Origin of the sequence: Mesorhizobium sp. B2-3-10 (assembly GCF_006442275.1) — a bacterium.
GTDB classification, from domain to species: domain Bacteria; phylum Pseudomonadota; class Alphaproteobacteria; order Rhizobiales; family Rhizobiaceae; genus Mesorhizobium; species Mesorhizobium australicum.
Genome location: NZ_VFVT01000007.1, coordinates 135255 through 152349, shown reverse-complemented (window position 1 = coordinate 152349; position 17095 = coordinate 135255). Strand labels below are relative to the sequence as shown.

Genomic DNA, 17095 nt, shown 5'->3' with positions numbered 1-17095 from the left:
TTCGGCCAGAGGGTTTGATGAGCGAGGCAGCGGAAAGGCAGGGGAAGGAGACCCGTGTCCCGGTTCTGACGGCAAGCAACGTCGTCAGGCGGTTCGGCGGCCTTGTCGCCGTCAACGATGTCTCGTTTCATGTCAAAGCAGGTGAAATCCTTGGCCTGATCGGACCCAACGGGGCCGGCAAGACGACCATGTTCGACCTGCTCGCAGGCAGTATCCTGCCGACCAGCGGCGACATCCTTCTCAACGGCACGCGCGTCTCGGGCGAAGCTGCTCATTTGCGCATCGGCCGTGGGCTCGGCCGTACCTTCCAGATCCCGCGCCCGCTGCCCAATCTGACGCTGATCGAAAACATCATGCTCGCGGCACAGGGCCAGGCCGGCGAAAAGCTGCTGGCTAACTTCCTCACGCCGTGGCGGGTGGCGGCACAGGAAAAAGCCGCCCGGACGAAAGCCCTCGACCTGCTCGAACTCGTCACCCTCAGCCATCTCGCCCATGAGCCGGCGCGCGTGCTGTCCGGCGGCCAGCGCAAGCTGCTCGAACTTGCCCGGGTCATGATGGCCGACCCGGCGATCATCCTGCTTGACGAACCCGCCGCCGGCGTCAATGCGACGTTGCTCGAAGTCATCATCGACCGCATCCGCGACATCAACGCGGGCGGCATCACCTTCCTGCTGATCGAGCACAACATCGACATGGTGACGCGGCTCTGCCACCGCGTCCTTGTCATGGCGAGCGGCCAACTGCTGAGCGAAGGCACGGCAGAAGAGGTCGCGCGCGACCCGCGCGTCATCGAGGCCTATCTCGGAGGCACCGCATGAGCGAGACCGTTCTCGATGTCCGCGACCTCGAAGCCGGCTATGAGCCCGGCGTGCCGATCGTGCGCGGCGCCTCGATCACCGTCGACAGAGGCGAGATCGTCGTCGTGCTCGGCCCCAACGGCGCCGGCAAGTCGAGCTTCATCAAGGCGATCGCCGGCCTCGTGCCGATCACCGGTGGCACGGTGCTGCTGGACGGCAGGGACATCACCGCCGCGCCGGCCCACACCATGGTCCGGCTTGGTCTCGCCTTCGTGCCGCAGACCGAGAACATCTTTCCGCTGATGTCGGTGGAGGACAACCTCAAGGTGTCCTGCGGCATCCTCGAGCGGCGCGATATCCCGGCCCGCATCGAGGAAATGTACGCCGCCTTCCCCGACCTTGTCCGCCAGCGCCGCACCGCCGCCGGCAATCTGTCGGGAGGCCAGCGGCAGATGCTTGCCGTGGCGCGGGCGCTGGTCGTCCATCCCAAGGTGCTGGTGCTGGACGAGCCGTCCGCCGGCCTGTCGCCGAAGTTCGTCGCGATGGTATTCGAGATGCTGGCCGGCATCCGCAAGTCTGGAGTCACCATCCTTTTGGTCGAGCAGAACGCCAAGGCAGCGCTTGCCATCGGCGACCGTGCCTATGTGCTGGCCGAAGGCAAGGACCGGCACGAAGGCATAGCCTCCGAATTGTGGAACGACCCTGTCGTCGCCGAACTCTATCTTGGTCAGCGCCCTTCTCACGCAGGTAAGGGAGGCGCGGCATGAGCCTGCAATTCATCGTCGACGGATTGCTGACCGGCTCGATGATCGGCCTCGGCGCCATCGGCGTGACGCTCACCTATTCGATCCTGCGTTTCTCCAACTTCGCCCATGGCGACTTCATGGCCTGGGGCACCTATGCGACGCTGGCCGTGGTCAGTGCCATCGGTGCGATGTTCGGCAAGGTGGCGCCGATCGGGCCGCTATCCTTCGGCTGGCCGCTTCTTGTTGCCCTGATCGTCGGTATGGCATTCACCGCCTTGCTCGCGCTGCTGCTCGACAAGATCCTGTTTTCGCGGCTGCGCTCGCAGGGCCAGGCGATCATCGTGGTGATGGCGAGCTTCGGCGCCTCGATGGCGCTACGCAGCCTGCTCGAGTTCACCTTCACCTCACGGCCGACCTATTTCAGCCGGGCGATCCAGATCGCCATGCCGGTCGGCTTCGGCATCCGCATCACGCCCGACCAGATCGCGTTGCTCGTGTTGACCGCCATACTCGTGCTCGGCGTGCATCTGTTGATGACGCGCACGCAGACTGGCCGCGCCATGCAGGCCTTGAGCCAGAACGCGGCACTGGCCCGCCTTGTCGGGATCGACGTTGCCAGCGTGGTGCGGGTGACGTGGATCATCGGCGGCGCGCTCGCCTGCGTGGCTGGCGTGATGATTGGCATCCTGGTGCAGATCCGCCCGTTCATGGGCTTCGACATGCTGCTGCCGATGTTCGCCGCCGCTATCCTCGGCGGTATCGGCAGCATCCCGGGCGCGGTGCTCGGCGGCCTGATCATCGGTCTCGCCGAAGCCGGCGCGGTGCAGCTGATCGGCGCCGAATGGCGCGCCGCCGTTTCCTTCGTCATCCTGATGGCTGTGCTGTTCGTGCGGCCGATCGGCCTTTTCGGAGTTCGGGAAAGATGATCGATCTGGTCGGATACGGCGCCTTCTTCCTGACCACGGCGCTGATCTTCTCACTGGTCACGCTGGGGCTCAACCTGCAATGGGGCCTGACCGGCCTGTTCAATGTCGGCCTCGCGGGCTTCGTCGCCATCGGCGCCTACACCTCGGCGCTGCTGACGACACCGGACGATCCCGCGCGGCTCGGCGGCTTCGGCCTGCCCATCCTCGCCGGCTGGGTGGGCGCCATGTTCGTTGGCGGCATTGCGGCCGCGCTTACCGGCATGGCGACGTTGCGTCTTAGATCCGACTATCTGGCGATCACCACCTTCGGCGTTGCCGTCGTCGTGCAATTGGTCGCGCTCAACGCGCAGAAACTGACCGGCGGACCCTTCGGCATCGGCTTCATCCCGCGCCCCTTCGGCGGCCTTGCGGAGACGCCGCTGCTGTTCAACCTGTCGAACCTTGCGGTCGTCTGTGCTGTGACGCTGATTGCCTATCTCGCCTTGGAGCACCTGTCGCGCAGTCCGTGGGGCCGTGTGCTGAAGGCGCTCCGCGAAGACGAGCGGGCGGCGATTTCTCTCGGCAAGAGCGCGCGCTTCTACCGTGTCCAGGCGTTTGCCGTCGGCGGCGCCATCATGGCGCTGGCCGGCGCGCTGCAGGCGCATTTCACCGGCTTCATCGCGCCGGACAATTACCTGCCGATCCTCACCTTTCAGGTCTGGGTGATGCTGATCGTCGGGGGCTCGGGCAGCAATCTCGGCGCGGTCATCGGCAGTGTCCTGGTCTGGGGGATTTGGGCCGGATCGGGCACGCTGACCAGCGTGTTCTTCCCGCCCGAGCAGCAGGCGCGCGCCGCTTCGCTGCAGATCGTCGCCATCGGCGTGATGCTCTGCGTGATCTTGCTGATGCGGCCGAACGGATTGTTCGGCGACAGGCCGCTGCGGACGCGCTTCGGCAAGCGCACGCGGATCGCCACGGACAAAAGCGGTTCCGGTTCATGAATGCCTTGGTCCGGCAGAGTGCGAACGGCACTTCGCTTTGGCATGCCATCAGCCGCGATCGCCGCAAGCGGCCTGCGCTGAGTGGCAACCTCGATGTCGACCTTGCCATTGTCGGCGGCGGATTTTCTGGCCTTTCAACCGCATTGCACGCCGCCGGAAAAGGACTTTCCATCGCCGTTCTCGAAGCCGAGATCATCGCCTGGGGCGCGACCGGCAGGAATGCCGGTTTCGTCGTGCCGAACTTCGCTAGGATGGACCCCGACAGCATCCTCGCGCATCTTGGCCCCGAGCGCGGCGAACGCCTCATCGATTTTGCCGCCGGCAGTGCCGACCTCGTCTTCGGCTTGATCCGGCGGCACGGCATCGACTGCGACGCGGTGCAGAACGGATGGATCCAGCCGGCGCACTCGCCGGCGGCCCTGGAGAAGGTCAAATCCCGCGCGGACCAATGGGCGCGGCGCGGCCGGCCTGTCGTCACCCTGGATCGGCAAGAGGTCGAAGCGCTGACCGGCGCACGCGGCTATGTCGATGGCTGGATGGATCGTTCCAGCGGCGTGCTCAATCCGGTCGCCTATGCGCGGGGGCTCGCCGATGCGGCGGAGAAGGCCGGCGCGAAGATTTTCGAGCACACGCCGGTCACCTCGATCGATCGCGTCGCCGATGGTTGGGCTCTTCAAACACGGTTGGGCCTGGTACGCACGGCCAAGGTGCTGATCGCTACCAACGCCTATGGCGGGTCGCTCGATCCGTTGCTGCGGCGAACCTATATTCCGCTGAAGGTCTTCCAGATCGCGACCGCGCCTCTGCCGCAGGAAATCCGAACGCGTCTGCTGCCTGGCGGACAAGGCGTCGGCGACACCAGGCGCAACCTCTTCACCTTTCGCTTCGACGCCGATAACCGGCTGATCAGCGGCGGCATGCATATTCTTGGCGCCGGCGCCGATACGCGCGTGCCGCAAACAATCTGGCGACGGCTCGGCCGGCACCTCGACCTGCCTGATTTGCCCCCTATTGCCTACAGCTGGTCGGGGATGGCGGCGGTCGAACCGGATTTCCTGCCGCATCTCCTGGACCTCGGACCGGGGCTGATCGCCGGTCGCGCCTGCAATGGACGCGGCATTGCCATGACCACGGCGATGGGCAAGGTGCTGGCCGACTGGGCCGCTGGAACCGAAGCGCGTGATTTGCCGCTGCCCTTCGCACCGCCGGCGCCAATTCCGTTCCATGCCCTGCTGCGGCACGCGCCCAACATGCTGCTCGGCTGGAGCATCCTGCGCGACCGGATGGACGAGACGGCTTAGGCCGACCGAGCCTGCGGTCAGTGCGCCATGTGAAGATTGTCGCAGAGGACCGCGGCCGCCACGGAGATATCCTCTTCAAGGGAAGCCCGAACGGCCGGGCCGTTGCGCTGTTCCAATGCAGCGACGATCCTGCGGTGTGCGTCATTGGATTGCGGAATGTAGCGATCGGCCCGCATCAGGAGCTTGAGATAGGGTCCGACGCGCCCCCAGAGATCTCGGATCATGTTCAAGAGGATCGGCGCGCCGGCGTGCTCATAAATAGCAAAATGGAAGGCTTCGTTCAGGGCCAGATAGGCCGTGGCGTCCTGCGTCTCGATGGCCCGCTGCATGCCGGCGAGCGCGGCTTGGATGTCGGCCAGCCCGCTTTCAGTCATCCGTGACGTGGCCATATCGCCCGCCAGTCCCTCGACGGCGATGCGGATGCGCGTCAGTTCCGCGAAAGCGGGTGCGGAGAGCAAGGGCACGATGATCGAGCGGTTGTTCTGCATTTCCAGAAGCCGCTCGGCGACCAGTCTTTGCAGCGCCTCGCGGATCGGTGTGGTCGAAATGCCAAAGGTCTCGGCGAGCTTGCGGATGACCAGTGTCTGGCCCGGGCTGAAGCCGCCCGAGATCAATTCCTGCTTGAGCGCGCCGTAGGCGCGGTCGTTGAGGGTTTGATGCTCGAGCTTCAGCATGCGTGCCCGCTCAGCTCACCATTTCGACAGTGCGCGATCGAGCGCCTCGGCCAGCTGCTCGGCATTGTCCCTGGCAAAGGGCAGCGGCGGCCTGATCTTCAGCACATTGCCGCGTGGACCGCACGACGAGATCAGCACGCCGTCCTCGCGCATGGCTTCAACGACGGATGAAGTCTTGGCAGCAGCAGTGGCCTCATCCTCCGCCATCAGCTCGACGCCGAAATAGAGGCCGTTGTGCCTGACATCGGCGACCATGCCGTGCCGGCTCTGCAAGGCGCGCAGCAATTCTCCTGTATAGGCGCCAACCGTCCGCGCGTTCTCGATCAGCCCCTCGCCCTCGATCACATCGAGCACGGCGATGCCGACCGCGGCGGCGACCGGATTGCCGCCGAAAGTGTTGAAGTAGCCGGTGTTCGAACCGAACGAGCTCACCAGCTGCGGCCGCACGATCACCGCGCCCATGGGATGCCCGTCGCCGATCGGCTTGCCCATGGTGACGATATCAGGCGCGAGGCCATAGTTGGCGAAGCCCCACATGCCCTGGCCAAGCCGGCCGAAGCCGGACTGGACCTCGTCGGCAATGACGATGCCGCCGGCTTTCCTGACATGATCGGCCGCCTCGCGCATGACGGAAGCCTCGGGGAAGAAAATGCCGTCGCTGGAAAAGGCGGAATCGAGCAGCAGCGCCGCCGGGCGGATGTTTTGCGCGCGCATATCCTCGATGGCAGCGGCGACATTTCTGGCGAAATCATGCGCGGCGCGGCCGCCGTCGCGGAACGTGTCCGGCGCCGGCACGGCCCGATGCCGGGCGGGCACGCCCGCTGCCCCGACCGCAGCCGGCGACAGCTGTGCTGTCGCGATGGTGGCGCCGTGGTAGGCGAAGTCGGTGATGATCACGCCGGTGTTGCCGGTCGAGTGCTGGGCGATGCGGATGGCGAGATCGTTGGCCTCGCTGCCGGTGCAGGTGAACATGGCATGGCCGAGATGGGAGGGAAGCGTACCGAGCAGCCTTTCCGCGTAGTCGAGGATGATCTCGCTGAGATAGCGCGTGTGCGTGTTGAGCGTGGCGGCCTGCCCAGACAGCGCCTCCACGACGCGCGGATGGCAGTGTCCGACGGAGGCGACGTTGTTGTAGGCGTCGAGGTATTTTCGGCCTTGTGCATCGTAGAGCCAGATACCGCTGCCACGCACCAGATGGATCGGGCTGCGGTAGAAGGCGCGATAGGTCGGCCCGAGCAATCTGGCGCGGCGTTCGAGCAGCGCTTGCTCGGATGCCGCCGAATCGACATTTGCAGGATATGGCGAGGACAGGGACACGGGCATCTACTCCGGCTTGGAATGGTCGAGAAAATAGCGGCGGGCGTCCGCGGACGGCAGTCCGTCCAACCGCTCAAGCGAGGCCCAGACTTCGGTGATGAGGCGCAGGACATAGTCGCGCTTGGCCGGAAAACGCTCGGCCTGCCAGCTGGCGATGTTGGCGATGAGTGCGAGGCGGGCACGAATGAGGTGAAAGAGGATGCCAAGTTCTTCGATCTCGAGCGGCTGCACGGACTGATAGCCGGCGACGAAGCGCGCGGCGGGCGCCAGCGGATGACCTTCGGCCGGCCAGCGATAGACGGCCCCGATGGCGAGATCGCAGATCAGCGGCGAATGGATCATGTCGCCGAAATCGAGGACGCCGTTGACCATTTCCGGTCGCGAAGCATCCATCACCACATTGTAGGAGTTCATGTCGTTGTGGACGATCTGGGCGCGCAGTCCGGGAATAACCGGCGCCGCGTGCTCCTCGTAGGCGTCGATGGCGCGCTCGACCATGGCGCGACGGCCGGCATCGACGATATGCGCCAGCATGGGCCGAGTCTTGGCGACCTTGCGGATGTCCCACAAAAGGTCGCTGCCGGCGGCCGGATGGAAGAAGCCGCGAAGCGCCCTGCCAAGCCGGGCGAGGAAGATGCCGAGATTGCGATCCTGTGCCGGTGAGGTGGGCGAGCGCGAAAGCAGCTGTCCCGGCAGATAGGTGACGAGCCGCACGATGCGCGGCGCCGATCCGCCGATGCCGACCATGAACTGCGCTTCGCCTTCGAGGCTCTTGCGCACCGAGGGAACCGGCAAAGCCGGGTCGACCGTCAGTATATGGTCGAGCGCCTTGTTCTGGAAATCGGTGAAATCAGCCTCTTCCGCCGGATGCGAGACCTTCAGGACAAATTCACCCTCGCCTTCCGTCTGGATGTGAAAATTGTGGTCGCGTTCGCCTGGCAGCGTGCGCGCGCTGCCAGTGAGCCCATAGTGGCGACGCAACAGGGCAAGCGCCTCGGCGATCGAGACATCGGGCGCATCGTCCGCGAGCGTCTCGCCGAAAGCATCCGATACGGCCGCGTTCATGGCCTGACCTCGGCATCGATGGGTTCGAGGCCGCACCAGTCGGCGATGAAGAGCGCAATGGTCTGGGTGACCTTGCGCACGGAATCGAGATCGACAGCCTCGTCATAGCCGTGCGGCATGCGGCAGATCGGGCCGTAGACAATTGCCGGCGTGTCGGCATAAAGGCCGAAGAAGCGCGCATCGGTGGTGGCCGAGGTGACATGTTCCGTCAACGGCTCACCCCACACGGCGGTATGGCTGCGGCGCAGCACGGCTTCCATCTCGTCGGCGCCTTCCAGCACATAGCCCTCGGCCATGAAGCCGTTGTAGGTCATCTTGGGCGGGCGATTGGCGAGGAACGGATCGGCGCGGGCGGCATCGGCGATGCAGGCCTCGAGTTCGGCCCTGGCGTCCTCGAGCTTCTGGCCGGGATAGGTCGCGACCCGCATCTCGAAGACGCAGCGCGCCGGAACGCTCGATGTCCATTCGCCGCCTTGGATCTTGCCGAGGTTGAATCGGATCGGGTGCGGGTGATTACAGAAATGCCTGTCGTCAACCTTTCTGGCATTCCAGACGATTTCGAGCTGCTTCAGCGCCTGGATAATGAGGAAGGCCTTCTCGATGGCATTGGCGCCGGCGGAAAAGGCGCCCGACGCGTGCTGCGGATCGCCGTCGACCTCGACCCTGAACCAGATCGGCCCAACCTGCGCCCGCATCAATCTTGGTTCCAGCGGTTCGGGAATGAAGGCGGCGTCGGCGCGATAACCGCGCTGCAGGCAAGCGAGCGCACCATTGCCGGTGCACTCCTCCTCGACCACCGACTGCAGGAACACTTTCGCCGCCGGCTGATAGCCGAGGCCGCGCAAGGCGGCCAACGCGTAAAGACAGGCCGACAGGCCGGCCTTCATGTCGCCGGCGCCACGGCCATGCATCCAGCCATCCTCGATCGCCGGATCGTAGGGATCTCGCACCCAGCGGTCGAGCGGTCCGGTCGGTACCACATCGATATGGCCGTTGAGGATCAGCGAGCGACCGGTGACGTTTTTCGGCGTGTGGGTGGCGACGACGTTGAACGCGTCATCGTACGAAACCGCTACGGGCGAGAATCCGGGCAGGTCGCGGATCGCATCGACATCGACACGCCACATATCGACCGCATAGCCGTTGGCTTCATAAGCAGCCGCCATGAAGGATTGCGCGGCGTGTTCCTCACCACGCTGCGAGGGAAAGCGTACGAGGTCCGCCAGGAAGGCGAGCTGGCGGTCGAAGCCATCGTCGACCGCCCGCAAGATGGCCTCGTCCGCAATTCGTTCAGGCATGATATTCCGCTTCTCCATGGATGGTGTATCATATCTCATATGCCATTCTTCGAAAAGGCAAGGCGACAGGCGGGTCAAAATCATGGCCCACCTCTGGAGCCACTTGGCAGGCGGCCGCAGAGTTGGCATCAGCTTCTTGACATGCCGGCCAGGCTGCGCGGCGGAAGACCGAGGATAGATGCAAGTCACTGAAGGCTCATTGCCGGATGAAACCACCGATCTCGTCCCGGGCTACCGGCGCGTGCCGGCAGGCAAAATCATCAATGCGGTGACGTGGATGGAGGCGCGTGCCCCGGTGCCCGGTCTCGCGCATCCGCTGGCGATGACCCGCGTCACCAAGCCCGATCCCGCCGTCTACCGCGCAGTCTTCCTCGAGATCGGCGCTCCCTGGCTCTGGGACCGCGCCGCCGAAATGTCGGACGCCGACATCGCGGCGCATTTCGCCGACCGACGTCAGCATCTCTACTACGGCCATGATGAGAGTGGGCGGCATGTCGGCATGGTCGAATTCTCGATCGCCGGCAGCAACGAGATCGAGATTACCTATTTCGGCCTGTTTCCCTCCTTGACTGGCCAAGGCTTCGGCAAACGGCTGATGGCGGGCGCGCTCGACCAGGCATGGCGCCTAGGCCCCATCCGCATCTGGCTGCACACCAGCAGCTTCGATCATCACAGCGTTATCGGTTTCTACCGGGCTTGCGGATTTGAACCCTATGCAACCGGTTTCGAAATCACCGATGATCCCAGGATCAAGGGCACCCTGCCGCGCGATTGCGCGCCGCAAATTCCGCTGATCGAAACGGAATGGGTGCCCGACGCCAGATGAGACCGTCGTCGCAACCCGCCAGCCCGGCATCGCCTCACCATCGCCGGTGGGTACGGCGCGAGAGCATCTTGTCGAGGCTGGAGCGGCATGTCGACACGCGCATCGTGCTGTTCGCCGCGCCCGCCGGCTTCGGCAAATCGACGACGATGGCGCAATGGGCGGCCGAAGTCGCGCGCCACGGCCGGCTGACGGCCTGGCTGTCCTGCGAGGCGACGGACAATGACGAAGGCGCCTTCCTGTCGCATCTGGTGGGGGCGTTGCGCCATCTCGTCCAGAACCCGGCCGAGCTCGACCTCGCCTTCCAGTCGAGCCCCATCCCGCAGCTCGACGTGGTGCTTGCGGCACTCGTGTCGGGTTTGGCGGCACGCCACGCCGACATCACCCTGTTCTTCGACGACTATCACGCCATCGATGCACCGGCGGTGAAGCGGTTCATGGAACGGCTGACCCGGCAGGCACCAACCAACGTCGTCTTCGTCATCGGTTCGCGCAACCTGCCCGAGCTGCAGCTCGGCAAGCTCAGGGTGCTCGGCGATATCTTTGAAATCGGCCCGGACGATCTGCGTTTCGCCTCGTCGGAAGCCGAAGCCTTCTTCAACGACAAGCTTGGCCTCTCTGTCAGCAGCGGCACGGTGGAAACACTGTGCTCGCGCACCGAAGGCTGGGCCGCCGGCCTGCAGCTCGCCTCGCTGTCGCTCGGTGCGGCCCATGCGCCCGAAACAGTCATCGGCAATTTCACCGGCGCCAACCGCAACGTCGCCGACTTCCTGATGGGAGAAGTGTTCCTGGAACTGCCGCCGGCGCTGGCGAAGTTCCTGCTCTATTCCTCGATTTTCGAGCGCTTCAGCGCCGAGGCCTGCCGGGCGGTGATGCGGGCGGCGGACGCCGAGGTTGCCATCACCGAGATCGAGACCCGCAACCTGTTCCTGGTGCCGCTCGACGAGGAACGGCGCTGGTTCCGCTATCATCACCTTTTCCACGACTTCCTCAGCCGTGAAATGGAACGGCGCGAGCCGGAGATGATCGCACCGCTGCACCTGGCGGCTTCGGAATGGTTCGGTGAACGCAAGATGCTGACCGAGGCCATCGGCCATGCGCTCGCCGCCGGCGACGAAGCCCGCGCCGCGGTGTTCATCGAGAACAACGCGCTCGAACTCATCGCCCAATGCCAGCTTCTCTATGTGCGCCAGCTGCTGGCGCTGCTGCCAAGGAAACTGATCGACCAGCGCATCCGGCTGCAACTCGTCGTGCTGTGGCTTGCGGTGCACAGCAGCCAGCCCGAGATTGCCCAGCAGACCCTCGCCAATGCGCGCCAGCTCGTCGAAACCGGGCCGACCGATAGCAAGGACCCGGGCACGCTGACCGGCACGACCATCGAGGCGGAACTCGAGGTCCTTGCAGCGGCCGTGCACAGCACGCTGGAACAGTTCGAGGACGCGCGCGACACCGCACTGGCGGCCCTGCGCATCATCGCCCCCGACGCGTGGTTCATGGAAGGCGCGACTGCAAACGTCATCGGCTACAATCTCTACGCGCTGGGCGACCTTGAGGGGGCACGCGCTGCTGTGGACGCGGCGCGCAAGGCCCATGAGCGAAGCGGCAGCCTGCTCGGCGTCACCATCGCCAACTGCTACATGGCCGTCATCGAGCGCTCGGCCGGCCGCCTGCCCGCGGCCGAACGGCTGCTGCGCAACGCGATCATCGAGGCCAGGACGCGGATCGGCGCCAACTCCTATGCCGAGGCCCTCGCCGGAACGCTGCTTGCCGAACTCGCCTACGAGACCAACGCATCCGGCGAAGCACTGGCGCTGGTCGAGAATCTCGGGCCGCTGATCGAGGGCGCAGCGGTCATTGTCTATCCCCTGGCCAGCGTGCCGACCTATGCCCGGGTGCTGCAGCTGACCGGTCGCGGCCAAGCCGCCCTCGACATGCTGGAGCGCGTCTACCAGCGCGTGCGCGGCTCCGTCTACCGCCGCCTCGCTTCGGTGCTGGTGCACGATCGCATCCGGCTGCTTCTTGACCAGAACCGCACCCCGGAAGCCCGCGCGCTGCTCGACGAGCATCGCCGCGAAAGCGCTGAAACCGCCTCTACCGTCGCCAACGAATTCGAGTTCTTCGCCGAAGGCCGGCTGCTTACGGCGGAAAAATCCTACGCGGCGGCGGCGGCGATTTTCGACGCGCTGCTGGAGCGAACGAAAAGCAGCGGGCGCATGCGCCGGCACATACTGGCGCTGATCCTGCGCGCCAAGAGCGCCGGCCACGACCAGCGGGAAGCAGACCGCCATCTGCACGAAGCATTGCGCCTTGCGCAACCCTCGGGCTTCATCCGCTCCTTCGTCGACGAAGGCAAGTCTGTCGTCGAGGGTTTGATGCGGCTGCGGGCGGCCCAGGCAAAGGCCGACCCGTCACTGTCGGCCTATGCGACGCGCATCATCGATGCCGCGCAGACGATGCCCGTGACGACGCGCAAAACAGCCGCCCCGACGGTCGAGAAAGAACAGCTCACCCAGCGCGAGTCCGAGCTGCTGCACTTTCTGTCGGAAGGCATGTCAAATCGCGATATCGCCGTTGCACTGTCGGTAAGCGAAACGACGGTGAAGTGGCATTTGAAAAACATCTTCGGCAAGCTCTCGGTATCGAACCGCGTCCAGGCGGTGCGCGCCGCGCAGGTCGCCGCAAACCTCCGCACCCCTCCGAAAGGAGGGGCATAGATGACTGACATGGCCCCTCTTTAGGGTCGGGCCGGGCGATTGTTAGCCTGCTAGCGTCTGGTTTTTAGAGGATGCCGCGGATGGCGACAGGCTACGTTTTTCACGAACAGCTGATGTGGCATGATACCGGCTCCAGCGCCGACATGATGCCTCCCGGCCGTTTCGTGGAACCCGGACGCCACCTGGAATCGCCTGGATCCAAACGACGGCTCAACAATCTCATCCAGGTCAGTGGCCTGGCACGCCATCTGGTTCCAATCATTGCCGAACCGGTAACGGGGGAAGACCTGCTGCGCGTCCACACGCAGCGCCACGTCGATGATATCAGGATGCTGAGCGAAGGCGGATCCGGTTTCGCCGGGCCTCAGGCACCGATCGGCCTCAACAGTTTCGACATCGCGCTGTTATCCGCCGGCACAACCTATGCCGCCATGCGAGCCGTGCTGACCGGCCGCGTCGACAACGCCTACGCGCTGGCGCGGCCGCCCGGGCACCACGCCGAACCCGACCAGGCCATGGGCAATTGCCTGTTCTCCAACATCGGCGTCGCCGTGCGGCGGCTGCAGCACGAGGGCCTGCTCGGCCGTGCCGCCGTGGTGGACTGGGACGTGCATCACGGCAATGGCACCGAGACGGTGTTTTATTCCGATCCGTCGGTGCTGACGATTTCGCTCCATCAGGACAATCTGTACCCGACCGGACGCGGCGCGCTCGTCGACAACGGCAAGGGACCCGGCGAAGGCTATAACATCAACGTCCCGTTGCCGGCCGGCAGCGGCACCGGCGCCTATGAAGCCACGTTCGACCGCGTCATCGGTCCTGCCTTGCGCGCGTTCAAGCCCGACCTCGTCATCGTCGCTTCCGGTTTCGACGCGTCCGGCTTCGATCCGCTCGGCCGCATGATGCTCAACAGCGAATGTTTTCGCCGCCTTGCCGCGCGCATGGTGGCGTTTGCGGCCGAAGTCTCGAACGGACGGCTGATGATGAGCCATGAAGGCGGCTATTCCGAGGGCTATGTGCCATTCTGCGGCCACGCCGTCATCGAGACGCTGGCCAATCACCGCACCGAGGTGGTCGACCCGCTGTCGGACCATATCGACGAGTGGGCGGGGCAGGACCTGCAGCCGCATCAGGCGGCGGTGATCGATGCCGCTGAAGGCCTGCTCGCGGGCTTGCGCCAACGCCTCGCCAGCGCGGCCTGAAGCGATGGATTTCGCCATCACGACATTGCTCAATGCGCTGACGCTGATCAGCATCCTGATGCTGGTCGGGCTCGGGCTGGCGATCAGCTTCGGCCTGATGAACGTGACCAATCTGGCGCATGGCGAGTTTGTGACCGTCGGCGCCTTCGCGGTATACTTCATCCAGACTATGGGCGGCTCGTTCTGGCTGGGCCTGGCTGCGGCGCCGATCGCCGGCGCCGTGGTCGGCTGCATCCTGGAATTCGCCGTCATTCGCCACCTCTATTCACGGCCGGTGTCGACGGTGCTTGCCACCTGGGGCGTCAGCCTCATCCTGCAGCAAGGGCTGGAATTGACCTTTGGCCTCGGCGCCAAGCCGGTGACGCCGCCGGTCGAGGGCACGCTCAACCTCTTCTTCACCGTCTATCCGGCCTACCGGCTGATCCTGATTGCCATCGCCATGCTGACCCTGCTCGGCGTCATCCTGCTGATCAGCCGGACGTCGTTCGGGCTCGACATCCGCACCGTCATCCAGAACCGCGAAATGGCGGAGGGCGTCGGTATCAACACGCGCCGCACTTACGCCATTGCCTTCACCTTCGGCGCGGCAATCGCGGGGCTGGCTGGGGGACTGGTCGCGCCCCTGGCGATCGTGCTGCCGCAGATGGGGGTGAACTATCTCGCCAACGCCTTCTTCGTCGTCATCGTCGGCGGGGTCGGCTCGATTGGCGGCCTCGTCGCCGGCAGCGTCTTCGTCGGCGGGCTGACCAGCATCCTCAACTACCAGATCTCGCCATCGCTGGCGCAGGCGGTCGTGCTGCTGGCGGCCATCGTCGCCGTGCGGGTGCGGCCCAACGGCCTGTTCAACGGGGCGTCGCGATGATCGCCCGCGACCGCAACTGGCTGCTGATCTTCGCCGTCTGCGTGGCGCTCGCGATCCTCTATCCCTTCCTCGCCGACGGCTACCAACTGACGGTGATCCGCGACGCGCTGATCTTCGGCCTGTTCGCGGCGAGCCTCGACTTCTTCTGGGGCCGCACCGGAATCCTGTGTTTCGGCCACGCCGCCTTCTTTGGCATCGGCGGCTACATCATGGCATTGGTCACGCTCAATGACGCGATTCCTTTCGGCAGCCTGCTCGGCTTCGTGGGCGCCATTGCGGGGGCTGCCTTCGTCGCCGCCATCATCGGTTACTTCCTGTTCTTCGGCGGCATCCGCGGCAGCTACTTCACCATCGTCACGCTGGCCATGGGCGTCATCTGCCAGCAGGCGGCCATCTCCTGGAGTTCGGTCACCGGCGGCGATAGCGGCCTGATCGGGATCCCGCCGATCGAATTCGATCTTGGCGGCCGGCATGTCGATCTCAGCCAGGACCTGTCGAGCTATATGTTCGTCGCAGCCATCGTGGCGGTGGCCGTTTTGTCGCTGTGGTCGATCAGCCGTGGCCGCTGGGGCACGGTGCTGACCGCCATTCAGGACAATGAGGTCCGGGCGGCGGCACTCGGCCACAATGCGCCGTTACGGCTGCTCGTCACCTTCATCCTTTCGGCAGCCATCGGCGGGCTTGCTGGCGCGCTCTATGTCTGCATGGCCGGGCTGGTTGCCCCCGATCTGTCCGGACTGCTTCTGTCGACGGAGGTCATTGTCTGGGTGGCGGTCGGCGGGCGCGGCACGCTGCTTGGCCCAGTGCTGGGCGCAATCTTCATCCAGCGCGCGCAGCAGACGATCAGCAGCTTCAATCCGAGCCTGTGGCCGCTGCTGCTGGGCTGCGTCTTCGTCATCATCGTCTTTGTCCTGCCGGACGGCATCCTGTCGATCTATGCGCGGCTGAAGAGCCTGTTCAAAGGCAGGAGCCAGGCCTGATGAGCGACGTCCTGCTCCAAGCCGAAAATGTCGGCATCCGCTTCGGAGGGTTGCAGGCCCTCGAAGGATTGGACCTGACGGTCCGCGACAAGGCGCTCTGCTGCATCATCGGCCCGAACGGCGCCGGCAAGAGTACCTTCCTCAACGTGCTGACCGGCACGTTGCGCCCGACCAGCGGCAGCGTCCATTTCCTCGGCCGCGACATTGCCGGCCTGCCGCTGCATCGCATCGCCCGGCTCGGCATTGCCCGCAAGTTCCAGATCCCGTCGGTCTTCCCGAGCCTCTCGGTTGAGGACAACCTCAAGGTCGCACGATGGGGTGCCCCCTCCCCGGCGCGGCCAATCGGTGAATTGATGGAACTGGTCGCGCTGACCAATCGTGCTGCCACATTGGCCGGCGAACTGGCGCACGGCCAGAAGCAATGGCTGGAGATCGGCATGGCGCTGGCCATCGAGCCACGGCTGCTTTTGCTCGACGAGCCAACCGCCGGCATGACGCCGCAGGAGACGCTGGCGACGGCCGAAATGCTGCTGCGGCTGAAGGGCGAATTCTCGATCGTCGCGGTCGAGCACGACATACGTTTCGTGCGCGCGCTGAATTGCGAGACGCTGGTGCTGCACCAGGGGCGCCGGCTGCGCAGCGGTCCCTTCCACGACATCGAGGCTGACGAGATGGTCCGCGACGTCTATCTGGGGAGGCGCTGACCATGCTGCGGACACTTGCCGTTTCGGCCGGCTATGGCCTGCTCCCGGTGCTGAACGGCATCGACCTCGGCGTCGCGGCGGGCGAAGTGGTCGGCCTGCTCGGCCGCAACGGCGCCGGGAAGACAACGCTGCTGCGCGTCATCGCCGGGGGCCTGAAGGCGAGCGGCGGTGCGGTGGTTCTCGGCGACCAGGATCTCACCAACGCCCCGGCCTTCCGCCGCGCGCGGGCGGGCATCGCCCATGTGCCGCAGGGCCGCGGTATCTTCAACCAGCTGACGGTGCGGCAGAACCTGGAAGTCGGCACGCGCGCCGCCAAGGATCGTGGCGACGGCGACATTCCAACCGACATCTTTGGCTATTTTCCCATCCTTCGCGAGCGCGAGGCGCAGACCGCCGGTACGCTCTCGGGGGGCCAGCAGCAGATGCTGGCGATAGGCCGCGCACTGTGCGGCCTGCCGTCGGTGCTGCTGCTCGACGAGCCTTCGGAAGGCATCCAGCCGAACATCGTGCAGTCGATCGCCGAGTTGGTGCCGCGCATCGCGCGCGAGCGCGGCATCGCCATCGTCCTGGTCGAGCAGAATCTCGATCTCGTCCTTAAGGCGGCGGACCGCTGCCTGGTGATGGAGAAGGGCAGGATCGTGCATGAGGGCACGCCGGAAGCATTCGCCGACGAGACCCTGCTGAAGGACCTCTTGGCTTTGTAAGG

The 17095-nt window shown here is 65.2% G+C and carries 16 protein-coding genes; 12 read left to right on the top strand and 4 right to left on the bottom strand.

The features are described from left to right. Positions 1–17 precede the first annotated feature (17 nt). The 5 genes from FJ943_RS21005 to FJ943_RS20985 are packed head-to-tail and all read left to right on the top strand — an operon-like array spanning position 18 to position 4750. Entirely contained in the window at positions 18–818 is an 801-nt protein-coding gene (locus FJ943_RS21005) for an ABC transporter ATP-binding protein (protein ID WP_140661551.1), read from the top strand. Continuing rightward, positions 815–1564, top strand: a complete 750-nt coding sequence (locus FJ943_RS21000; protein ID WP_140724478.1) for an ABC transporter ATP-binding protein — start codon at positions 815–817, stop codon at positions 1562–1564. The genes FJ943_RS21005 and FJ943_RS21000 overlap by 4 nt, the downstream gene beginning before the upstream one ends. Continuing rightward, on the top strand, positions 1561–2469 hold the full coding sequence (locus FJ943_RS20995; RefSeq protein ID WP_140724475.1) for a branched-chain amino acid ABC transporter permease: 909 nt from the start codon (positions 1561–1563) through the stop codon (positions 2467–2469). The genes FJ943_RS21000 and FJ943_RS20995 overlap by 4 nt, the downstream gene beginning before the upstream one ends. Continuing rightward, entirely contained in the window at positions 2466–3449 is a 984-nt protein-coding gene (locus FJ943_RS20990) for a branched-chain amino acid ABC transporter permease (protein WP_181174597.1), read from the top strand. Before FJ943_RS20995 ends, FJ943_RS20990 begins: the two co-directional genes overlap by 4 nt. Then, positions 3446–4750, top strand: a complete 1305-nt coding sequence (locus FJ943_RS20985) for an FAD-dependent oxidoreductase (protein WP_140724472.1) — start codon at positions 3446–3448, stop codon at positions 4748–4750. Before FJ943_RS20990 ends, FJ943_RS20985 begins: the two co-directional genes overlap by 4 nt. A 17-nt stretch (positions 4751–4767) precedes the next feature. Here the strand turns inward: FJ943_RS20985 and FJ943_RS20980 are convergent, their stop codons facing one another. From FJ943_RS20980 to FJ943_RS20965, 4 genes are read right to left on the bottom strand one after another with little or no spacing between them, the layout of a single operon-like run. Next, positions 4768–5424 carry a GntR family transcriptional regulator gene (locus FJ943_RS20980; protein ID WP_140724469.1) on the bottom strand — a complete coding sequence of 219 codons (657 nt, stop codon included), beginning with the start codon at positions 5422–5424 and terminating at the stop codon, positions 4768–4770. Positions 5425–5439: 15 nt separating this feature from the next. After that, on the bottom strand, positions 5440–6747 hold the full coding sequence (locus FJ943_RS20975; RefSeq protein ID WP_181174596.1) for an aspartate aminotransferase family protein: 1308 nt from the start codon (positions 6745–6747) through the stop codon (positions 5440–5442). Further along, on the bottom strand, positions 6748–7806 hold the full coding sequence (locus FJ943_RS20970; RefSeq protein WP_140724466.1) for a phosphotransferase: 1059 nt from the start codon (positions 7804–7806) through the stop codon (positions 6748–6750). Next, on the bottom strand, positions 7803–9104 hold the full coding sequence (locus FJ943_RS20965; RefSeq protein WP_181174595.1) for an ArgE/DapE family deacylase: 1302 nt from the start codon (positions 9102–9104) through the stop codon (positions 7803–7805). The genes FJ943_RS20970 and FJ943_RS20965 overlap by 4 nt, the downstream gene beginning before the upstream one ends. 178 nt (positions 9105–9282) lie before the next feature. Between FJ943_RS20965 and FJ943_RS20960 the strand changes: the two genes are divergently transcribed. The 7 genes from FJ943_RS20960 to FJ943_RS20930 all read left to right on the top strand — a co-directional run bounded on the left by FJ943_RS20960 (position 9283) and on the right by FJ943_RS20930 (position 17093). After that, positions 9283–9930 carry a GNAT family N-acetyltransferase gene (locus tag FJ943_RS20960; RefSeq protein WP_140724463.1) on the top strand — a complete coding sequence of 216 codons (648 nt, stop codon included), beginning with the start codon at positions 9283–9285 and terminating at the stop codon, positions 9928–9930. 68 nt (positions 9931–9998) lie between these two features. Beyond that, a complete protein-coding gene (locus tag FJ943_RS20955; RefSeq protein ID WP_224523776.1) occupies positions 9999–12641 on the top strand; it encodes a LuxR C-terminal-related transcriptional regulator in 2643 nt (880 codons plus the stop codon). An 80-nt stretch (positions 12642–12721) separates the two neighbouring features. Beyond that, the gene (locus FJ943_RS20950) at positions 12722–13843 is read left to right on the top strand and encodes a class II histone deacetylase (RefSeq protein ID WP_140724460.1); all 1122 of its coding nucleotides are present in this window, start codon (positions 12722–12724) and stop codon (positions 13841–13843) included. After that, on the top strand, positions 13788–14705 hold the full coding sequence (gene urtB, locus FJ943_RS20945; protein ID WP_246671913.1) for an urea ABC transporter permease subunit UrtB: 918 nt from the start codon (positions 13788–13790) through the stop codon (positions 14703–14705). Before FJ943_RS20950 ends, urtB begins: the two co-directional genes overlap by 56 nt. Further along, positions 14702–15685: a branched-chain amino acid ABC transporter permease gene (locus tag FJ943_RS20940; RefSeq protein WP_140724457.1), complete on the top strand. Its 984-nt coding sequence runs from the start codon at positions 14702–14704 to the stop codon at positions 15683–15685. Before urtB ends, FJ943_RS20940 begins: the two co-directional genes overlap by 4 nt. Beyond that, positions 15685–16389, top strand: coding sequence for an ATP-binding cassette domain-containing protein (locus FJ943_RS20935; RefSeq protein ID WP_015319038.1), 705 nt, complete (start codon positions 15685–15687; stop codon positions 16387–16389). The genes FJ943_RS20940 and FJ943_RS20935 overlap by 1 nt, the downstream gene beginning before the upstream one ends. A 2-nt stretch (positions 16390–16391) precedes the next feature. Then, positions 16392–17093 carry an ABC transporter ATP-binding protein gene (locus FJ943_RS20930; RefSeq protein ID WP_140724454.1) on the top strand — a complete coding sequence of 234 codons (702 nt, stop codon included), beginning with the start codon at positions 16392–16394 and terminating at the stop codon, positions 17091–17093. Positions 17094–17095 lie beyond the last annotated feature (2 nt).

Coding starts and splice junctions, on each gene's coding strand:
- FJ943_RS21005 (WP_140661551.1), top strand. CDS start 18: ATGAGCGAGGCAGCGGAAAGGCAGGGGAAGGAGACCCGTGTCCCGGTT.
- FJ943_RS21000 (WP_140724478.1), top strand. CDS start 815: ATGAGCGAGACCGTTCTCGATGTCCGCGACCTCGAAGCCGGCTATGAG.
- FJ943_RS20995 (WP_140724475.1), top strand. CDS start 1,561: ATGAGCCTGCAATTCATCGTCGACGGATTGCTGACCGGCTCGATGATC.
- FJ943_RS20990 (WP_181174597.1), top strand. CDS start 2,466: ATGATCGATCTGGTCGGATACGGCGCCTTCTTCCTGACCACGGCGCTG.
- FJ943_RS20985 (WP_140724472.1), top strand. CDS start 3,446: ATGAATGCCTTGGTCCGGCAGAGTGCGAACGGCACTTCGCTTTGGCAT.
- FJ943_RS20980 (WP_140724469.1), bottom strand. CDS start 5,424: ATGCTGAAGCTCGAGCATCAAACCCTCAACGACCGCGCCTACGGCGCG.
- FJ943_RS20975 (WP_181174596.1), bottom strand. CDS start 6,747: ATGCCCGTGTCCCTGTCCTCGCCATATCCTGCAAATGTCGATTCGGCG.
- FJ943_RS20970 (WP_140724466.1), bottom strand. CDS start 7,806: ATGAACGCGGCCGTATCGGATGCTTTCGGCGAGACGCTCGCGGACGAT.
- FJ943_RS20965 (WP_181174595.1), bottom strand. CDS start 9,104: ATGCCTGAACGAATTGCGGACGAGGCCATCTTGCGGGCGGTCGACGAT.
- FJ943_RS20960 (WP_140724463.1), top strand. CDS start 9,283: ATGCAAGTCACTGAAGGCTCATTGCCGGATGAAACCACCGATCTCGTC.
- FJ943_RS20950 (WP_140724460.1), top strand. CDS start 12,722: ATGGCGACAGGCTACGTTTTTCACGAACAGCTGATGTGGCATGATACC.
- urtB (WP_246671913.1), top strand. CDS start 13,788: ATGCCGCTGAAGGCCTGCTCGCGGGCTTGCGCCAACGCCTCGCCAGCG.
- FJ943_RS20940 (WP_140724457.1), top strand. CDS start 14,702: ATGATCGCCCGCGACCGCAACTGGCTGCTGATCTTCGCCGTCTGCGTG.
- FJ943_RS20935 (WP_015319038.1), top strand. CDS start 15,685: ATGAGCGACGTCCTGCTCCAAGCCGAAAATGTCGGCATCCGCTTCGGA.
- FJ943_RS20930 (WP_140724454.1), top strand. CDS start 16,392: ATGCTGCGGACACTTGCCGTTTCGGCCGGCTATGGCCTGCTCCCGGTG.